Source organism: Pantoea sp. A4, from assembly GCF_000295955.2.
Taxonomy (GTDB): domain Bacteria; phylum Pseudomonadota; class Gammaproteobacteria; order Enterobacterales; family Enterobacteriaceae; genus Pantoea; species Pantoea multigeneris.
Genome location: NZ_ALXE01000025.1, coordinates 188,665 through 206,864, shown reverse-complemented (window position 1 = coordinate 206,864; position 18,200 = coordinate 188,665). Strand labels below are relative to the sequence as shown.

Genomic DNA, 18,200 nt, shown 5'->3' with positions numbered 1-18,200 from the left:
TGTCTGGAACTGTTATGCAAAAAGTAGTCCTTGCGACCGGAAACCCCGGCAAAGTACGTGAGCTGGCGGACCTGCTGTCCGCCTTTGGTCTGGATATCGTCGCGCAGACCGATTTGGGCGTTGAATCCGCTGAAGAGACCGGCCTGACTTTCATTGAGAATGCGATCCTGAAAGCCCGTCACGCGGCGCAGCAAACTGGCTTACCGGCGATTGCCGATGACTCTGGTCTGGCTGTTGATGCGCTTGGCGGCGCGCCGGGTATCTACTCCGCGCGCTATGCCGGTGAAGATGCCAGTGATGAGCAGAATCTGCTGAAGTTGCTGGACGCATTAGAAACCGTGCCAGATGGCGAACGCCAGGCACAGTTCCACTGTGTTCTGGTGTATGTGCGCCATGCGGCTGATCCTACTCCGCTGGTGTTCCACGGCAGCTGGGAAGGTGAGATTGCCCGCACGCCAGCCGGTTCCGATGGTTTCGGTTACGATCCTGTTTTCTACGTACCTGCGTTGGGTAAAAGCGCCGCAGAGTTGACTAAAGATGAGAAACGGGCCGTTTCTCACCGGGGTAAAGCATTGACGCTGTTACTGGATGCGATGCGCAATGCCTGAGTTACCTCCGTTAAGTTTGTATATTCACATTCCGTGGTGTGTTCAGAAGTGCCCCTACTGTGATTTTAACTCCCATGCCTTGAAAGGTGAGGTGCCGCACATGGAATATGTGCAGCACCTGCTGGACGATCTGGAGCAGGATTTGCCGCTGACACAGGGCCGGGAAGTGCGCACCATTTTTATCGGTGGTGGCACGCCTAGCCTGCTGAGCAGCAACGCCATGCAGTTTTTGATGGATGGTGTGCGTGCACGTCTGCCACTGGCGGCGGATGCTGAGATCACGATGGAAGCCAATCCTGGCACCGTTGAGGCCGATCGTTTTAGCGGCTATCAACAGGCTGGAATTAACCGTATTTCCATTGGTGTGCAGAGTTTTAGCCCGCAGAAACTGGAGCGTTTGGGACGTATTCACGGCCCGGATGAAGCCATACGGGCTGCGCATCTTGCCGCCGCGTTGGGCCTGCGCAGTTTCAATCTCGACCTGATGCACGGTTTACCGGATCAGTCGATTGAGGAAGCGCTAGACGATTTACGTCGAGCGATCGCCCTGAATCCCCCGCATCTGTCGTGGTATCAGCTGACCATTGAGCCGAATACGCTGTTCGCCTCGCGCCCGCCGGTGCTGCCGGATGATGATGCGCTGTGGGATATTTTTGAGCAGGGCCACCAGTTGCTGACAGCCGCGGGTTACGAACAGTACGAGACGTCTGCGTATGCCAAACCGGGTTATCGCTGCGAGCACAATCTTAACTACTGGCGTTTCGGCGATTATCTCGGCATTGGCTGTGGCGCACACGGTAAGTTAACTCAGCCCGATGGCCGGATTGTACGCACCGTGAAGACACGGCATCCGCGTGGGTTTATGGCGGGTAAATATATGGATAAGCAGCATGACGTTGCTGATGCCGATAAGCCGTTCGAGTTCTTTATGAACCGTTTCCGCCTGCTGGAAGCCGCCCCACGCGCCGAGTTTACACTGTATACCGGGCTGGATGAGTCGGTGATTCGCCCTCAGTTAGATGAAGCGTTACACGCTGGCTATATCAGCGAGAGCGCCGAAGAGTGGCAGATTACCCATAAAGGCAAGCTGTTCCTGAACTCGCTGCTGGAGCTGTTCCTGGCGGAAGAGTAAGCCCAGTAGCCTGAAATGCCCTCGCAATAACCTCAAACCGCACGGGCTTCTGACAGCAATACTGCTGCCAGGCGGGAAGATGATGGGGGTTATGACAGCGAGTGCTTGCCCGACATGGACGTCGGGCCAGATCGGCATGGAGCGATCTTTCCGAGCAGTCATAACCCCCATTGTCTGACCTTACCACCGAGCTGGAAGCGGCATTCACTGCCACCACTAACAACTAATTCGGAAATCCATTCTCATATTAAGCATATCTATTTAATGGGAATTCCATTGCCGCCTTTATTTACGCGCATATAAGAAGAAAAACTAAATCCATCAATAAATGATTGCCAGAAGCACATAACTTCCACATATAAGTTATAGGCAAACAGTATTTACCTGAAAACGCCAATTTCCTATGCTGCATCTCATTAACCACCTGTTTCCATTGCCCACCTTGGGCAGGTGCTGTGTTGCTTAAAAACATCAGGTGCAGACCTGAATATCTCACCAATTAAAAATGAAGATGCAATATGAAAAATAAAAATAAACAGCCGCAAGGCTTAGGTAAAAAACTGGCAACTAAATTCACCGCAGCCGGCCTGTTATTAACGACGCTCGGCCTGCCTTTTTCCGCCAATGCGGAAGGTCAAATTCGCATTGCCCAGCAGTTCGGTATTGTCTATCTGCTGCTTAACGTGGCACAGGATCAACACCTGATTGAAAAACAGGGCAAGGCCGAAGGTCTGGATATTAAAGTCGATTACCGTCAGCTCTCGGGTGGAGCAGCCGTAAATGAAGCGCTGCTTTCAGGATCGGTAGATGTGGCGGGTGCTGGCACAGGCCCGCTATTCACCCTGTGGGACCGTACCAAAGGCCGTCAGAACGTCCGTGCGATTACCACCACCGGACAGTTCCCTTACTACCTGATCAGCACCGACCCGAAAGTTAAAACCATCGCCGACTTCACGGAAAAAGATCGCATCGCTATTCCGGCGGTGGGCGTCTCAGCACAATCTCGTACGCTGCAAATGGCCTCAGCCCAGCTCTGGGGTGACAAGAACTACAACCGCCTCGATAAACTTCAGGTCGCTGTACCACACCCGGATGCCACTGCCGCCATCATCAGCAACGGCACCGAAATCAATGCGCACTTCGGTAACTCCCCTTTCCAGGAACAGGAACTGGCGGCTAATCCGAAAGCACACATCGTACTCAACTCCTACACCGTAGCCGGTGGCCCGACAACCCCCGTGGTGCTCTACACCACGCAAAAATTCCATGACGAGAACCCACGCACCTATCGCGCGTTTGTTGCCGCACTGGATGAAGCAGCAAAATGGAGTGCCGCTCACCCGGAAGAAGCCGCTGATGCCTTTATTCGCGTCAACAACTCGAAAATCGACCGCAATCTGCTGATCAAAATCCTGAAAAACCCGGAAGTGAAATTCACCATCGAGCCGGAAAATACTCTCTCGATGGCGCAGTTCCTCTATCGCGTGGGGGCCATCAAAAACAACCCACAATCCTGGAAAGATTATTTCTTCGCAGACCCGCACCTCGTTAACGGCAGCTGATCCAGTCAGGGGAACTACCATGAACATTCAAAACAATGAAAACAGCCACCCGCTGCTGCGCGTCAACCAGCTAAACCTGGAGTACGTCACGCCAGAACGGCGGGTACGTGCCACCCATGACGTCAGTTTTGACGTCTACCCGGCAGACCGCTTTGTGCTACTCGGGCCCTCAGGCTGCGGCAAATCCAGCCTGCTGAAATCCGTGGCTGGCTTCTTACCTGCCGTTAGCGGGGATATCACGCTGGAGGGCCGAACCATTACGGCTCCCGGCCCTGACCGCATGATGGTATTCCAGGAGTTTGACCAACTTCCCCCGTGGAAAAGTGTGGCTGACAACGTCGCTTTCCCGCTGCGCGTCACTGGTAAACTCGGCAAAAAAGAGGCCAGAGAGCAGGCGCTTCACTACCTGGAAAAAGTCGGGCTGGCCGATTTTGCTGATGCCTGGCCGCATACGCTGTCAGGCGGTATGAAAGCCCGCGTGGCTATCGCCCGGGCGTTGGCGATGAAACCCAGCATCCTGCTGATGGATGAACCCTTTGCCGCGCTGGATGCGCTGACGCGCAGAAAAATGCAGTTCGAACTGATGGAACTCTGGGAAGAGGTACGCTTTACGCTGCTGTTCGTGACCCACTCCATTGAAGAGGCGCTGCTGGTCGGGAATCGCATTCTCCTGCTCTCGCCCCATCCTGGGCGGGTACGAGCTGAACTCAACAGCCATCAGTTTGATCGCCATGAAGAGGGAAGTGAGAACTTCCAGGCCGCTGCGCGCCGTATTCACGATCTACTGTTTACGCCACCAGCCGCTATCAACACCGCCAACGCACCACGCACGGTGTCGCTGGCCTCGGTTAACGGATAATCCTATGACTGAACATTCACATACGCCGGTTCGCCCGGAATATCTCAAAGAGCTGGAACCGATTGGCGACATTCAACTCGCACAACCGCTGCCCCTCACACAACGCCTGTGGAACTTCGCACCGCTGCGCAAAACCCTACTGCTGCTGGTGCTCGCGCTGCTGTGGGAAGCGGGCGCTCGCTGGCAGAACAACGATCTGATGTTGCCAGGCCTGGTGCAGGTGATCCACGCGTTTGTGGAAGATACCCTCAGCGGTGAGCTGCCCGCCAAAGTCGCCATCTCGCTTAGCACCTTAATCAAAGGCTATGTGATTGGCACGGGACTGGCACTGAGCCTCAGCGCATTGGCGGTATCAACACGTATTGGACGCGATCTGCTCTCCTCACTCACCGCCATGCTTAACCCACTGCCTGCCATTGCACTGCTCCCCGTGGCGCTGCTGTGGTTTGGCCTGGGCACCAACAGCCTAATTTTTGTGCTTATTCACTCGGTACTGTGGCCAATGGCGCTGAACACCTACACCGGCTTTATGGGCGTGTCAGAAACCCTGCGCATGACTGGACGCAACTACGGCCTGAGTGGATTGCGTTATGTCTGGCATATTTTGATTCCTGCGGCGCTGCCCTCGATTATCTCAGGGCTAAAGATTGGCTGGGCCTTCTCATGGCGTACGCTGATTGCCGCAGAACTGGTGTTTGGCGCATCCAGTGGGCAGGGAGGATTGGGCTGGTACATCTTCCAAAATCGCAACGAACTGTATACCGACCGCGTCTTTGCCGGGCTGGCTGCGGTGATTATTATCGGGTTGCTGGTTGATGCGTTGGTGTTCTCTACGCTGGAAAAACTGACGATTAAACGCTGGGGGATGCAGCGCTGAAAAGCAAACGGCCCGGTTTAACGGGCCGTTTATATTAACGCGGGATAGCGCGCATCAATCCTTTGCGCTGATCTTCCAGTCGCGTCACGCGATTACACACCTCATGACCGAAATTCTGGAAATCCTGCTCCTGATTGCTCCACTCCGCCTGAATCGACTGCTGCAAGCCGCCAAGGTTACCCATGATGGCCTGCAGCGGATTATCTCCACTGGCGGTCTGACGGGTGCCCATCTCATTCAGGCTGTCCTGTAACACACCGCCCATGGTGCTCTGCACCAGGCGTTCGCCATCCGCACGCACTTGCTCAATGGCAGCGTGGTGGAATGTCAGGCCGTCACTGCGCTGCTCAATGATACGATTCATCTGCTGCTTCAGCTGACCATCCAACGTACTTAAGCGCTCACGGACATGGCTGTTCGGCCCTAGCTTCTCGACAATCACCCGATCCAGCGCGATGCGGCCTTTCTCCAGCCGTGATTTGGCCCCGTTATCAATCCAGGGCAGGTCGCGACGCAACCCATCCTGATAATCTAACGCCTGCTGACGTGCTGCCGGACTGATATTCACCGGCTGGCCGTTGAAGCGCACATCACCACGCGGAGAAATCTGCAAATTGCCGTTCGCGCCTACCACCTGCACGCTATCCGGTTTGATCACCACATCATCCTGTGGCTTCACCGGACACTCATATGCCGCCTGCGCCTGCGCGGCTACCAGCAGCAGGCCAACAACTAACGCTTTACGAACCATGGTCTCTCCTTTAACTCTCAGCGGTGAGCGTTAGACCCGGAATCACTTAATGCGTTCAAACATCAGATCCCATACGCCGTGCCCAAGGCGATGGCCACGCTGCTCAAATTTGGTCAGTGGGCGGCTGTCTGGGCGTGGCACATAGTCTTTAGTGGCAGACTGATTGTGGTAGCCTTCAATGCTGCTCATCACTTCCAGCATATGGGTCGCGTAATCTTCCCAGTCCGTTGCCATGTGGAATACCCCACCCAGTTTCAGCTTGCGCTTCACCAGATCGGCAAAAGGCACCTGCACAATGCGGCGTTTATTGTGGCGCGCTTTATGCCACGGGTCCGGGAAGAATAACTGCACCATATTCAGTGAGTTGTCTGGAATCATTTTCTCCAGCACTTCAATCGCGTCGTGGCACATCACACGCAAGTTCTCAACACCCGCTTCTTTTGCTGAGCCTAAGCAGGCACCTACGCCTGGCAGATGCACTTCCAGTCCGAGAAAATCCTGGTGCGGATTGTTCTGCGCCATGGTCACCAAAGAGGCACCCATGCCAAAACCGATCTCCAGCACCAACGGTGCCTCGCGGCCAAACAGCGCGGGAATATCCAGCGGCTCCGACTGAAACTCTACCCCTTTTTCTGGCCAGTAGAGATCGAGCGCCTGCTGCTGCCCTTTGGTTAAACGTCCCTGACGGCGTACAAAGCTGCGGATACGGCGTAATGGCCGCCCGTTCTCATCATATTCTGGGGTGATAACGTCATTAATCATCTTCAAGCCTGCTGGTTAACCCGATCTGGAAACGGGCATTATGCAAAGTTAATGAACAGAAGCAAGTCCTGGCACTCTTCCGGTTTACTCCTGTAGTGGTCTGTGCTGGAATGCCTGCCTGAGTGTAGATAAACCACGGAAAAACTCCTACTTATGATGCAAGCGCCGCAGTTCGCGCAACAGGTGCTGGACTGGTATCAGCGCTTTGGCCGTAAAACCCTGCCGTGGCAGCAGGAAAAAACACCGTATAAAGTCTGGCTGTCCGAAGTGATGTTGCAGCAGACCCAGGTGGCTACTGTCATTCCCTATTTTGAACGCTTTATGGCGCGTTTTCCTACTGTCACCGATCTGGCCGCAGCGCCGCTGGATGAAGTGCTGCACCTGTGGACCGGCCTTGGCTATTATGCGCGCGCGCGTAATCTGCATAAAGCGGCGAAACAGGTGGTTGATAAGCATCAGGGCGAGTTCCCACGTAATTTTGATGATGTCGCCGCACTGCCTGGCGTTGGGCGCTCTACCGCCGGAGCGGTGCTTTCGCTCTCTATGGGGCAACACTTCCCGATTCTCGATGGCAACGTCAAACGCGTGCTGGCTCGCTGCTATACCGTTGCTGGCTGGCCCGGGAAAAAAGAAGTGGAAAACCGCCTGTGGCGCATCAGTGAAGAGGTCACCCCAGCACAAGGTGTCAGCCAGTTTAATCAGGCGATGATGGATTTAGGGGCGATGGTGTGCACCCGTTCACGCCCTAAGTGCGAAATCTGTCCCCTGAGCAACGGCTGTGTCGCCTATGCTAATCAGAGTTGGGCGAACTATCCCGGCAAGAAACCGAAACAGACGCTGCCCGAGCGCAGCGGCTGGTTCCTGATGATTCAACATGAAGACGAAGTGTGGTTGCAGCAGCGCCCACCGGTCGGCCTGTGGGGTGGACTGTTCTGTTTCCCGCAGTTCAGTACCGAAGCAGCCATGTATGACTGGCTGCACGCGCACGGCATTCATTCGCGGCCACAGCAGCTCACTGCGTTTCGCCATACTTTTAGCCATTTCCATCTCGATATCGTCCCAATGTGGCTGTCATGGCCTTCTGCCGGGTCGCTGATGGATGAAGCGGACGCGCTCTGGTATAACTTAGCGCAACCACCGTCAGTTGGGCTGGCCGCGCCGGTTGAACGTCTGTTAAATGAACTACGTCATCCCCTGCAACTGGGCATGACCGAAGAGGAAGAGTTATGAGTCGCACCATTTTCTGTACCTACCTGCAACGTGAAGCTGAAGGCCAGGATTTTCAGCTCTACCCTGGTGATATCGGCAAGCGCATCTACAACGACATCTCGAAAGAAGCCTGGTCGAAGTGGATGGCAAAACAAACCATGCTGATCAATGAAAAGAAACTCAACATGATGAACCCCGGTGACCGTAAGGTACTGGAGCAGGAGATGGTCAATTTCCTATTTGAGGGTAAAGACGTTCACATTGATGGCTATACCCCACCCGAAGCATAATTTCTGGGCCGCAGCTTGCGGCCCTCTTTTCAGGCCAGGCACGCATTGCGAATGAATAAAAAACTGATTGCTTTGATGGTCATTGCCCCTTTACTGGTTTCCTGTTCTGGCAACAAAAAACCTAAATACAGTGAAGAGTGGGTCAAGGATACCAACGGCTTCGATATCCTGATGGGCCAGTTCGCCCACAACATTGAGAATATCTGGGGGATTAACGAAGTCCTGATCGCCGGACCAAAAGACTACGTTAAGTACTCCGATAACTATTACACCCGCAGCCACATCAACTTTGAGTCGGGTAGCATCACCATTGAGACCATTTCGGGCACTGACCCTATGGCCAGCCTGCGCCAGGCAATTGTCACCACCTTGCTGATTGGTGATAACCCCGGCAACGTTGACCTCTATTCTGACGCCAACGATATTCAGATCAGTAAAGAGCCGATGCTGTATGGCGAAGTGTTGGATAACACTGGGCAGCCAATTCGCTGGCAGGGCCGAGCCGCCAACTTTGCTGACTATTTGATTCAGAACAAGCTACAACGCCGTACCGTTGGGCTGCATGTGATCTACTCTGTCACCATTGCGATGGTGCCAAACCACCTTGATAAGCGAGCACACCGATATCTGCCGCTGGTGCGTAAAGCCGCTGAGCAGTATGGCGTTGATGCCTCACTGATTCTGGCGATTATGCAGGTCGAATCGAGCTTTAACCCCTATGCGGTCAGTAATGCCGATGCGCTGGGGCTGATGCAGGTGGTGCAGCATACCGCAGGCGTTGATGTGTTCCGCATGAAAGGCAAATGGGGCCAGCCAAGCCGTAGCTACCTGCTCGATCCGGCCAATAACATTGATGCCGGTGCAGCCTATCTCTCTCTGCTGCAAAATAGCTATCTGAGCGGCATTCAGGACCCAACGTCACGACGCTTTGCGATGATCACCGCCTACAACGGCGGCGCAGGCAGCGTGCTCCGCGTGTTCTCAAGCGATAAAGCGCAAGCCTTTGCCACCATCAACAGCATGCCGCCAGGCACGGTTTATCAAACCCTGATTGACCAGCACCCTTCCGCTGAGTCGCGCCGCTACTTGTCTAAAGTCACCAGCGCACAGCGCAGTTACCACCGCTATTGATCGTTTCTGCCCCCTTTCGCCACGCGCGAAAAGGGGGCAAGACCCGTCTTGTTTGCAGCCTTTCTTACGCGTTCCGCTAATGTATGCATCTGTTTTTATTGGTAATGTCTGCGGCTTTTACAGCTGGGGAAAACCATGAAAAAGCCGTGTCATAATCCTCATGATGCCACCTTTCGCCTGTTCCTTACGGATATTGAGGTTGCTCGTACCTTCCTGGAAATCCATCTCCCGACAGGGTTACGTAAGCTGTGCGACTTCAGCACGCTACGTCCTGAACCCATTTCATTCGTTGATGAAGATTTACAACAATACTGCAGTGATGTGCTCTACAGCATGCAGAACAAAGCAGGCAACACCAGCTATATTCATGTGCTGATTGAGCACCAATCCTCCCCTGATGCTCATATGGCTTTTCGCATGATCCGCTATGCTATCGCCGCCATGCATCGTCATCTGCAGGCAGGAAATAAAAAGCTGCCGATTGTTGTTCCGCTGCTGTTCTATACCGGGAAAAGTAGCCCCTACCCTCACAGCACCTGCTGGCTGGATGAGTTTGAAGATCCAGAACTGGCGGCACAAATTTATGGCAATGCGTTTGCACTGATTGATGTCACCACGATTCCCGACGAAGAGATTATGGAACACCGCCATATGGCAGCACTGACGCTGCTGCAAAAACACATCCTGCAGCGCGATCTCAGCGAAATAAGCAGCAAGCTGTTTACCGTACTGACCGCTGGCTATCTCTCTTCGCCGCAACTAATTTCGCTGCTACACTACATGTTCCATACCGGAGAGACCTCGAATGCTCAGGTGTTTATCCAGAAGTTGTCGCAAAAATTACCAGAACAGAAGGAGCAACTGATGACTATTGCAGAGCAGCTAAAACAGGAAGGCTGGGAAGAAGGTCGGGAAGAAGGCAAACTGGAGACTATGGAGAAAATAGTACAACGGCTCTTACGCCAGGGTAAGGATATGAGTACCATCCAGGACCTTATCGGCCTCTCAGACAGCGATATCGAAAAGATTAAGCACTGATGACTATTGCCGAACAACTCATTGCAGAAGGTTATAGAGAAGGCTACAGAGAAGGTTATAGAGAAGGTTATAGAGAAGGTCTTGAACTTGCCCGGCAGGAGATTCTGCAGAAAATAGCTCCGGAGCATTTACCCGAAGGCATGGATATCGATGATCTCAAAGCCCTGATCGACCTTTGTTATCAGGAGCTGCTAAGCCAGCATCACCAAAAATGATTACGTTGCTGATATTTCCATTGGCCAAATCACTGCCAACAAAAACCCCGCAATCAGCGAAGATCACGGGGTTTTTCAGGGCTCAGAGGGCAGATTAGTCGCCCAGCAGCACCGACTCCAGCGCGATTTTAATCATATCGTTGAAGGTGGTCTGGCGTTCTGCTGCGGTGGTTTGCTCGTGGGTGCGGATGTGATCCGACACGGTGCAGATGGTCAGGGCTTTCGCACCGAACTCAGCGGCAACGCCGTAGATGCCCGCTGCTTCCATCTCGACGCCGAGGATGCCGTACTTCTCCATTACGTCGAACATCTCTGGATCCGGGCTGTAGAACAGATCGGCAGAGAACAGGTTACCCACGCGTGCATCAACGCCCAAGGTTTTCGCCGCATCTACCGCGTGACGCACCATATCGAAATCCGCAATTGCCGCGAAATCGTGGTCTTTGAAACGCATACGGTTCACTTTGGAATCGGTGCAGGCACCCAGACCGATCACCACGTCACGCAGTTTCACGTCAGCGCGTACTGCACCACAAGAACCCACGCGAATGATCTTCTTCACGCCGAAATCGGTGATCAGCTCTTTGGTGTAGATAGAGCAAGATGGGATACCCATACCGTGACCCATCACTGAGATTTTACGGCCCTTGTAAGTTCCGGTGTAGCCCAACATGCCGCGCACGTTGTTCACTTCAACCGCATCTTCCAGGAAAGTCTCTGCGATGTGCTTAGCACGCAGCGGATCGCCAGGCATCAGTACTACGTCCGCGAAGTCACCCAGTTCTGCATTAATGTGCGGAGTTGCCATTGTATTGTTCCTTATAAAAATTGGTGGGCTGTTTTACAGCATGTTGGTGCCGTAGTCCATCGCGGACAGGCCAAAGTAGTGCGCAACGGTCTGGCCGATATCAGCAAATGTCTCGCGCTCTCCCAGCGATCCGGGCTTCACCTGCGGGCCGTAGATCAGCACAGGTACGTGCTCACGCGTATGCTCGGTGCCCGGCCAGCTTGGGTCACAGCCATGATCGGCGGTGAGGATTAAAATATCCCCCTCTTTTACCAGCGCCATCAGCTCTGGCAAACGACGATCGAACAGCTCTAACCCACCCGCATAGCCTGGTACATCGCGGCGATGGCCCCATGCGGAGTCAAAATCCACGAAGTTAGTGAAAACAATCGACTGATCCGGTGCCGTTTTCATCTCGGCAATGGTGGCGTCAAACAGCGCATCCAGCCCGGTGGCTTTCACCTTTTTGGTAATGCCCTGCTCGGCATAGATATCGGCAATTTTCCCCACCGAGATCACCTCGCCCCCCTGCTCATCTACCAGCTTCTTCATCATGGTAGGCGAGTGCGGCTCAATTGCCAGATCGTGGCGATTTCCGGTGCGCTGGAAATCATGGGCACCGGTGCCCACAAACGGACGAGCAATCACACGGCCAATCAAGCCATACTCCGCTTCGTCACGCGTCAGAATTTCACGCGCCAGCTCGCACAGTGCATACAAACGATCGAGGCCAAACGTCTCTTCGTGGCAGGCAATCTGGAACACCGAATCGGCAGAGGTGTAGAAAATCGGCTTACCGGTTTTCATATGCTCTTCGCCCAGCTGTTCCAGAATCACCGTACCGGAAGCGTGACAGTCACCGAGATAGCCCGGCAACTCCGCCCGCTCTACCAGCTCATCCAGCAGTTTTTGCGGGAAGCTGTTTTGTTTATCACTGAAGTAACCCCAGTCAAACAGCGCCGGAACACCGGCGATTTCCCAGTGTCCAGAAGGCGTGTCCTTGCCAGAGGAGATCTCACGGGCATAAGCATAAGCCCCTTTGATTTCAGCCTGTGCATCCATGCCCGCCGGGATTCTTCCGGTGGACAGCTCAGCGGCTTTCGCCAACCCGAGAGAAGTCAGATTAGGCAGGTGTAGCGGCCCCTGACGCCCCACATTCGCTTGCCCGTCAAAGCAGGCTTGCGCAATATGTCCAAGCGTATCGGAACCTTCATCGCCGAATTTAGCGGCGTCTTTGCTGGAGCCGATTCCAAAGGAATCGAGCACCATGATAAAAGCACGTTTCATGCAAGTCTCCTGCGCGATCGCGCGTGACAAGTCAAAAAAAAGCGATCAGATCAGTATACCCGAATGGCTGTTGCCTGGCACGTTCCCCGCTTGAGTCAGGGTACCGCTGCACCACATTAACCGGATGAAAATGACGCTAACCAACTGAGATAACAGGTGTTCCTGCATTAGCAGATCACGATGGATTTTGTTAGTTAACGTCACCCCAGCAGATGAGGCTTAAACGCCAGCCGTCAGGCGGTAATTCGGCGATAGATAACCGGTTGTTCAGCGAGTGGCTGCTCGCTCAGCTTCACAGCCGCTTTCACCGCGCGCGCCGCTTCATGCCAGGCGTTTTCACTGGCGGCGTGGATCACGGCCAGAGGTCTCTGGTTATCTGCACGCTCACCCAGCGCAATGATGTCACTCAGGCCAACGCTGTAATCGATGCTGTCACTGGCACGCTGGCGGCCACCGCCGAGCGCCACAATCGCCATCCCCAACGCGCGGGTGTCCATGCCTGAGACAATACCTGGCGCATCGGCGTACACCGCTTTGCTCATTACCGGTGCTGGCAAATAGCTGTCGATACGCTCAATAAAGTCACTTGGGCCTTTCTGCGCCGCCACCATTTCGGCAAATACTTCCGCTGCCCGGCCATTATCCAGCACCTGTTGCAACTGAGATCGCGCCTGTTGCTCGTCCGCTGCCAGGCCACCCGAAATCAGCATTTCACTGCTCAGTGCCAGCGTGACTTCAGCAAGGCGAGGATTGCGGTAAGCCCCGGTAAGAAACGCGACCGCTTCCCGCACTTCAAGCGCATTACCGGCACTCGAAGCCAGCACCTGGTTCATGTCGGTGAGCAGCGCGGTGGTTTTACAACCCGCGCCGTTCGCCACCCCCACAATCGCCTGCGCCAACTGTTCGGAGGAGGCAAAGTCCGGCATAAACGCGCCCGAACCGACCTTCACATCCATCACCAGCGCATCCAGCCCTTCGGCCAGTTTTTTCGCGAGGATAGAAGCGGTGATCAGGGGGATAGAATCCACTGTGGCGGTGATGTCACGCGTCGCGTAAAAGCGTTTATCCGCTGGAGCCAGCGAGTTGGTTTGCCCGATGATGGCAATCCCGGTTTGCTGGATGATCTGGCGAAAACGCTCATCGCTGGGGAAGATATCAAAACCAGGAATCGACTCCAGCTTATCCAGCGTACCGCCGGTATGGCCCAAACCACGGCCCGAGATCATAGGGACGTAGCCACCACAAGCGGCGACCATCGGCCCAAGCATCAGTGAAGTGACATCGCCTACGCCGCCCGTCGAGTGCTTATCCACGACCGGTCCGTTCAGGTGGAGGGATTGCCAGTTCAGCACCTGGCCGGAGTCACGCATCGCCATTGTTAATGCGACCCGCTCCTCCAGATTCATATCATGGAAGAAGATGGTCATGGCCAGCGCGGCGATCTGTCCTTCAGACACGCTGTTATCACGCACGCCGTTAATAAAGAAGCGGATTTCGGCTTCACTTAATGGCTGTCCATCGCGTTTTTTCCGAATAATTTCTTGCGGCAGGAACAAGGTTGCCCCCTGGTTGCAAAGGAGAGGTTAGCGCGGCACCGTTGCCGCGCCGTCAATCAGTAGCCGCTCTGAGCGGTTTCGGTGGCGACACCCAAAGTCTTGAGCAAGCTGCCCAACAGGCTGGAAGCGCCAAAGCGGAAGTGACGTGCATCTGCCCACTCACTGCCAAGGATACGGTCGGCCAGTTGCAGGTAGAGTGCGGCATCTTCTGCGGTACGCACGCCGCCAGCAGGCTTAAAACCGACCTGCTGCGCGACACCTTTATCACGGATCACCGTCAGCATGATCTCTGCCACTTCTGGCGTCGCGTTAACTGGCACTTTCCCGGTGGAGGTTTTGATAAAATCAGCGCCGGCTTCAATCGCGATTTCCGACGCCTGACGAATCAGCGCTTCCTGTTTCAGCTCGCCGCTTTCAATGATCACTTTCAGCAGCACGCCCGCTTCGGCACAGGCCGTTTTGCAGGCGCTAACCAGATCGAAACCGATCTGCGTGTTACCGGCAATCAGGGCGCGGTACGGGAACACCACATCCACTTCATCGGCACCATAGGCGATCGCCGCCCGGGTTTCGGCCAGCGCAATCTCAATATCATCGTTGCCGTGCGGGAAGTTAGTAACGGTGGCAATGCGAATTTCCGGCGTACCCTGTTCACGCAGCACTTTACGCGCATGGGGAATAAAGCGTGGATAGATACAGATGGCCGCGGTATTGCCGACCGCAGATTTGGCCTGATGGCACAACGCCGTCACCTTTTCGTCGGTGTCGTCTTCATTCAGGGTGGTCAAATCCATCAGTTGCAGGGCGCGGCGCGCGGCGGCGGTAATATCAGTCATGAAACTCTCCACAGAGCAGAACGAGATGTGATAATTCTAACAATTTACCGCATATATTTTGCGATCATAATCACACGAGACGGTAAATCAGCGTAATATGATTCAATTATATGTGATTTTTATCACAACTCATCGCATTTTTCATGACAGCGTAAACAGCCGCTGGCTGTTATGCCACAGCGCCTCGGCAATCACCTCTGGGGCTTCCGGGCGCAGCTCACACAGCGTTTGCCACACATTGCGCGCCCGTTCTGGCCGATTCGGTTCTCCCTGGAAGCCATTTAGCGGCATGTCTGGTGCATCGGTTTCCAGCAACAGGGCTGAGAGCGGCAACTGCGAAATGGTCTGACGGGTTTTGCTGGCACGTTCATAAGTGATGGTGCCCCCCACCCCGATGGCATAGCCCAGTTTGATAAAAGCCTGGGCTTGTTGCAGACTGCCCGCGAAACCGTGCACCACACCACAACGCGCAACATTGTGGCGGCGCAGTAACAGTGCCAGCTGATCGTGCGTGCGGCGCGAGTGCAAAATCAGCGGTAAATCATACTTTTTCGCCAGTTTTAGCTGCACTTCGAGCAGCCATTTCTGCCGTTCAAACTGCGGCTCCGGCATATACAGATCCAGCCCAACTTCGCCAATGGCTACCCGCTTGCTGTCTGGGAATTGCAAGCAGGTTTCCAGCTCGTCGAGGTCGCTGTCCTGATGGCGCGCAATCGCGATGGGATGCAGCCCCAGCGCGGCGTAGAGCGCATCGTGCTGCTGTGCTAACTGGCTGACCGTGGCAAAACGGCTGGCTTCTACTGCCGGGATAATAATCCGTTCGACGCCGGCTGCGGCAGCTCGGGCGATGCTGCCAGCGACATCATCGATAAACGGGGGGAAATCAAAATGGCAGTGGGTATCGATAAACCTCATGCCAGCGAACCTGCATCGAAGTCAGCATCGTTATCTGCCACTTGCGGCGTCATAATTGGCCGATTATCCGGTGCATTAGCAACGGGCGCAGGCGGTGTAACTCGTACTGACGGGGCAATTTCCGCATCGCTTAACCACTGCCCCATGGTCGCGAGGAAGTAGCGTCCACAGCGCCGCCCCAGATGGTAGTCATGATTGAGCGCATTCACACGGCTGCCCAGCGCACTACTGGCCAACTGGTGCGGCGGATAGATCTCAATGATGCGGAGATTCTCTGGCGGGTCCTCAATGAACTGCTGAATCTCACGGTAGCTCTCTTCATGCTGCTGCACGATGCGCACCATCGGTTGCAGCATACTGCTCTCTAGCCAACGCTCCATGCGCTTAAACCATTTGGGCGTATAAAACGTTTGGGAAGGGACGGTTCTGATCACCACGATGGTATCTGCACCCCGTCGCGCCGCTTCTCGCACCGGAATAGCATCGCTGATCCCTCCATCCAGATAATTCACGCCCTCGAGCTCAACGCCCGAACGGTAAAAACCCGGAATCGCACTGGACGCGCGGATGTAATCCAGCCAGTTTCCCTGATGCGGCGAGAAGTAAGCTGGCGTGTAATCATCACTGCGACAGGCGCACATGTAGAACTCACGTCCCGCATCAAAATGACCGTGCGCGACATCCACTGCCAGCGGTAGCTCATTGCTGGTGATATCCACCAACCAGTCGAGATCGATCAGATGCCCACCACGCACAAAACGCAGGGGATCAAAAAAAAGTTTGTTGGTGGTGTAACGCGTAATCACGCGCCGGGCATAGCCTTTTTGGCCACAGACAAAGGCCGAGAGATTTTGTGCGCCAGCCGAAGTGCCGATAAACAGGGAAAAGGGATTAAATTTTTCGCGCTGAAACTCATCCAACACCCCTGCGGTGAAAATACCGCGCTGCCCACCGCCTTCACACACTAACGCTATTTTTCTGGCTTTAAACGGTAACAGCGCCAGAGGCTCAATAGCCCCCAGCGTTACTGGAATGCGAGTACCCAAGATCATCCCCTAATCATGCGGGCTCTCTCGGGGATACTGATAACAGATCAGGTGAGGTTAAGCATCCCGGAGAACCAGTTATTTAATCCCTCAGACCGGAAACCGCGCAGTAAAGCGCGGGTTTCCATCGCAGCCAATAGCGTAACGGCCTTGTTACTTGAGAAGTGGCTGCCGATAACTGGTCTCCGCTGTATGCTTAATGCAGTGAGGCGGAAGTGGTTAGTCAGAGTCTTTTGCGCCCGGTAAACAGGCTGATAAGGAATATGATAATACCGACCACAAAGACAAGTTTAGCTGCCCATGCTGCTGTGCCCGCCAGTCCGCCGAATCCTAATGCCGCAGCGATGAGAGCGATAACCAAAAAGATAATACCCCAACGAAACATAAGCTTCTCCTTAACCTATTGGAATTGAATTGCTTATTCCATCCCCGACATGGGTTTTCTGTAATGGTGCGCCAGTCAGAACCTGGCGCACCTGCACACCGTTAAGATTTCACCGTCAGGTCATTTTTAACGCTTTTCACGCCTTCAATGGCCTTGGCAATGCTTTCTGCACGGTCCGACTGTGCTTTAGTGGTAACAGTACCTGACAACTGTACGACGCCATCGGTGGTTTCAACTTTGATGTTGCGCGATGGAACGATGTCATCAGCTAAAAGTTTAGCCTTTATTTCGCTGGTTGTTGCGGCATCACCCGCATAACCTTTCAACGAGGACGATTTGCTGTCACGCACGTGAAGTTTGTCGCTAACTGATTTCACGCCCTCAACTTTTTGCGCTACGGCTACCGCCGCTTCTGCCTGGCTTTGCGACGTCACAAATCCGCTCAGGGTCACCACACCTTTTTCTGTGGCTACCGAAATGTCGGTGCTTTTAATCGCATTATCATCGACCAGCGCGGCTTTAACTTTTGCGGTGACAGAGCTATCACCCATAAAGCTGCTGACTTTATTCGCTGAACTATCGATTTTATTTCCCAGTGAGCTAGAGGTGGATTCGGTTGCTGCCAGCGCACTTCCGCTCAGCAATGCACTACCTACCATCACGGCCATCAGAGTCTGAGTAATTTTGGTCTTATTCATCGATAAATTCCTTCTGTCAGTGTTATTGGCTTTCAAGCTGAAAGCGGCAGCGACAAACGGCGTCACTGCGTTACTGGTCGGCAGCGTTTTTGCCGCCCGACAGAACTAATCATAGATGCTACTGGTTTTTTTGCTGGCCAGAGTGGTTGAAAACTCGCCAAAAAGGGGAAAGTGCAGCGGTTTTAGGAACAGTCTGTATCGGAATAAAAAACGGGCCATTCATTACTGAATAGCCCGTTATGCTTAACTTTGGCAC

20 protein-coding genes are annotated in these 18,200 nt (G+C 54.1%); 10 read left to right on the top strand and 10 right to left on the bottom strand.

Annotated elements, in window-relative coordinates; all coding sequences use genetic code 11:
- Positions 1 to 14: 14 nt before the first annotated feature.
- The 5 genes from B880_RS0112025 (at position 15) to B880_RS0112005 (ending at position 5,038) form a co-directional block, all read left to right on the top strand.
- The gene (locus B880_RS0112025) at positions 15 to 608 is read left to right on the top strand and encodes an XTP/dITP diphosphatase (RefSeq protein WP_017347664.1); all 594 of its coding nucleotides are present in this window, start codon (positions 15 to 17) and stop codon (positions 606 to 608) included.
- Positions 601 to 1,740, top strand: coding sequence for a radical SAM family heme chaperone HemW (gene hemW / locus B880_RS0112020; RefSeq protein WP_026042600.1), 1,140 nt, complete (start codon positions 601 to 603; stop codon positions 1,738 to 1,740). Before B880_RS0112025 ends, hemW begins: the two co-directional genes overlap by 8 nt.
- 518 nt (positions 1,741 to 2,258) lie before the next feature.
- Positions 2,259 to 3,302 carry an ABC transporter substrate-binding protein gene (locus B880_RS0112015; RefSeq protein ID WP_017347662.1) on the top strand — a complete coding sequence of 348 codons (1,044 nt, stop codon included), beginning with the start codon at positions 2,259 to 2,261 and terminating at the stop codon, positions 3,300 to 3,302.
- Positions 3,303 to 3,321: 19 nt separating this feature from the next.
- Positions 3,322 to 4,161, top strand: a complete 840-nt coding sequence (locus tag B880_RS0112010; protein ID WP_017347661.1) for an ABC transporter ATP-binding protein — start codon at positions 3,322 to 3,324, stop codon at positions 4,159 to 4,161.
- A gap of 4 nt (positions 4,162 to 4,165) precedes the next feature.
- The gene (locus B880_RS0112005; protein WP_017347660.1) at positions 4,166 to 5,038 is read left to right on the top strand and encodes an ABC transporter permease; all 873 of its coding nucleotides are present in this window, start codon (positions 4,166 to 4,168) and stop codon (positions 5,036 to 5,038) included.
- A 34-nt stretch (positions 5,039 to 5,072) separates the two neighbouring features.
- On the opposite strand, the gene B880_RS0112000 is transcribed toward B880_RS0112005, so the two are convergent.
- Together B880_RS0112000 and trmB are read right to left on the bottom strand one after the other, a co-directional pair.
- On the bottom strand, positions 5,073 to 5,789 hold the full coding sequence (locus B880_RS0112000) for a DUF2884 domain-containing protein (RefSeq protein ID WP_017347659.1): 717 nt from the start codon (positions 5,787 to 5,789) through the stop codon (positions 5,073 to 5,075).
- 42 nt (positions 5,790 to 5,831) lie between these two features.
- On the bottom strand, positions 5,832 to 6,551 hold the full coding sequence (gene trmB / locus B880_RS0111995; protein ID WP_017347658.1) for a tRNA (guanosine(46)-N7)-methyltransferase TrmB: 720 nt from the start codon (positions 6,549 to 6,551) through the stop codon (positions 5,832 to 5,834).
- Between the two features lie 153 nt (positions 6,552 to 6,704).
- On the opposite strand from trmB, the gene mutY reads away from it, so the two are divergent.
- The 5 genes from mutY to B880_RS24990 all read left to right on the top strand — a co-directional run bounded on the left by mutY (position 6,705) and on the right by B880_RS24990 (position 10,434).
- The gene (gene mutY, locus B880_RS0111990; protein WP_017347657.1) at positions 6,705 to 7,781 is read left to right on the top strand and encodes an A/G-specific adenine glycosylase; all 1,077 of its coding nucleotides are present in this window, start codon (positions 6,705 to 6,707) and stop codon (positions 7,779 to 7,781) included.
- Positions 7,778 to 8,050, top strand: a complete 273-nt coding sequence (locus B880_RS0111985; RefSeq protein ID WP_017347656.1) for an oxidative damage protection protein — start codon at positions 7,778 to 7,780, stop codon at positions 8,048 to 8,050. The genes mutY and B880_RS0111985 overlap by 4 nt, the downstream gene beginning before the upstream one ends.
- A gap of 51 nt (positions 8,051 to 8,101) precedes the next feature.
- Entirely contained in the window at positions 8,102 to 9,181 is a 1,080-nt protein-coding gene (gene mltC / locus B880_RS0111980; RefSeq protein WP_017347655.1) for a membrane-bound lytic murein transglycosylase MltC, read from the top strand.
- A gap of 135 nt (positions 9,182 to 9,316) precedes the next feature.
- The gene (locus B880_RS0111975; RefSeq protein ID WP_017347654.1) at positions 9,317 to 10,219 is read left to right on the top strand and encodes an Rpn family recombination-promoting nuclease/putative transposase; all 903 of its coding nucleotides are present in this window, start codon (positions 9,317 to 9,319) and stop codon (positions 10,217 to 10,219) included.
- Positions 10,219 to 10,434, top strand: a complete 216-nt coding sequence (locus tag B880_RS24990; RefSeq protein WP_017347653.1) for a hypothetical protein — start codon at positions 10,219 to 10,221, stop codon at positions 10,432 to 10,434. The genes B880_RS0111975 and B880_RS24990 overlap by 1 nt, the downstream gene beginning before the upstream one ends.
- 94 nt (positions 10,435 to 10,528) lie before the next feature.
- Here the strand turns inward: B880_RS24990 and deoD are convergent, their stop codons facing one another.
- The 8 genes from deoD to osmY all read right to left on the bottom strand — a co-directional run bounded on the left by deoD (position 10,529) and on the right by osmY (position 17,944).
- Entirely contained in the window at positions 10,529 to 11,242 is a 714-nt protein-coding gene (gene deoD / locus B880_RS0111960; protein ID WP_017347651.1) for a purine-nucleoside phosphorylase, read from the bottom strand.
- A gap of 33 nt (positions 11,243 to 11,275) precedes the next feature.
- Positions 11,276 to 12,508: a phosphopentomutase gene (deoB, locus tag B880_RS0111955; RefSeq protein ID WP_017347650.1), complete on the bottom strand. Its 1,233-nt coding sequence runs from the start codon at positions 12,506 to 12,508 to the stop codon at positions 11,276 to 11,278.
- A 233-nt stretch (positions 12,509 to 12,741) separates the two neighbouring features.
- The gene (gene deoA, locus B880_RS0111950; RefSeq protein WP_017347649.1) at positions 12,742 to 14,064 is read right to left on the bottom strand and encodes a thymidine phosphorylase; all 1,323 of its coding nucleotides are present in this window, start codon (positions 14,062 to 14,064) and stop codon (positions 12,742 to 12,744) included.
- Positions 14,065 to 14,120: 56 nt separating this feature from the next.
- Positions 14,121 to 14,900 (bottom strand): deoxyribose-phosphate aldolase, encoded by a 780-nt coding sequence (gene deoC / locus B880_RS0111945; RefSeq protein WP_017347648.1) that lies wholly within the window; start codon positions 14,898 to 14,900, stop codon positions 14,121 to 14,123.
- A 141-nt stretch (positions 14,901 to 15,041) separates the two neighbouring features.
- Positions 15,042 to 15,815, bottom strand: coding sequence for a metal-dependent hydrolase (locus B880_RS0111940; protein WP_017347647.1), 774 nt, complete (start codon positions 15,813 to 15,815; stop codon positions 15,042 to 15,044).
- The gene (locus B880_RS0111935; RefSeq protein ID WP_026042599.1) at positions 15,812 to 16,861 is read right to left on the bottom strand and encodes a patatin-like phospholipase family protein; all 1,050 of its coding nucleotides are present in this window, start codon (positions 16,859 to 16,861) and stop codon (positions 15,812 to 15,814) included. Before B880_RS0111935 ends, B880_RS0111940 begins: the two co-directional genes overlap by 4 nt.
- 223 nt (positions 16,862 to 17,084) lie before the next feature.
- A complete protein-coding gene (locus tag B880_RS26075) occupies positions 17,085 to 17,246 on the bottom strand; it encodes a DUF1328 domain-containing protein (RefSeq protein WP_017347645.1) in 162 nt (53 codons plus the stop codon).
- A 101-nt stretch (positions 17,247 to 17,347) separates the two neighbouring features.
- Positions 17,348 to 17,944, bottom strand: a complete 597-nt coding sequence (gene osmY / locus B880_RS0111925) for a molecular chaperone OsmY (RefSeq protein WP_017347644.1) — start codon at positions 17,942 to 17,944, stop codon at positions 17,348 to 17,350.
- Positions 17,945 to 18,200 lie beyond the last annotated feature (256 nt).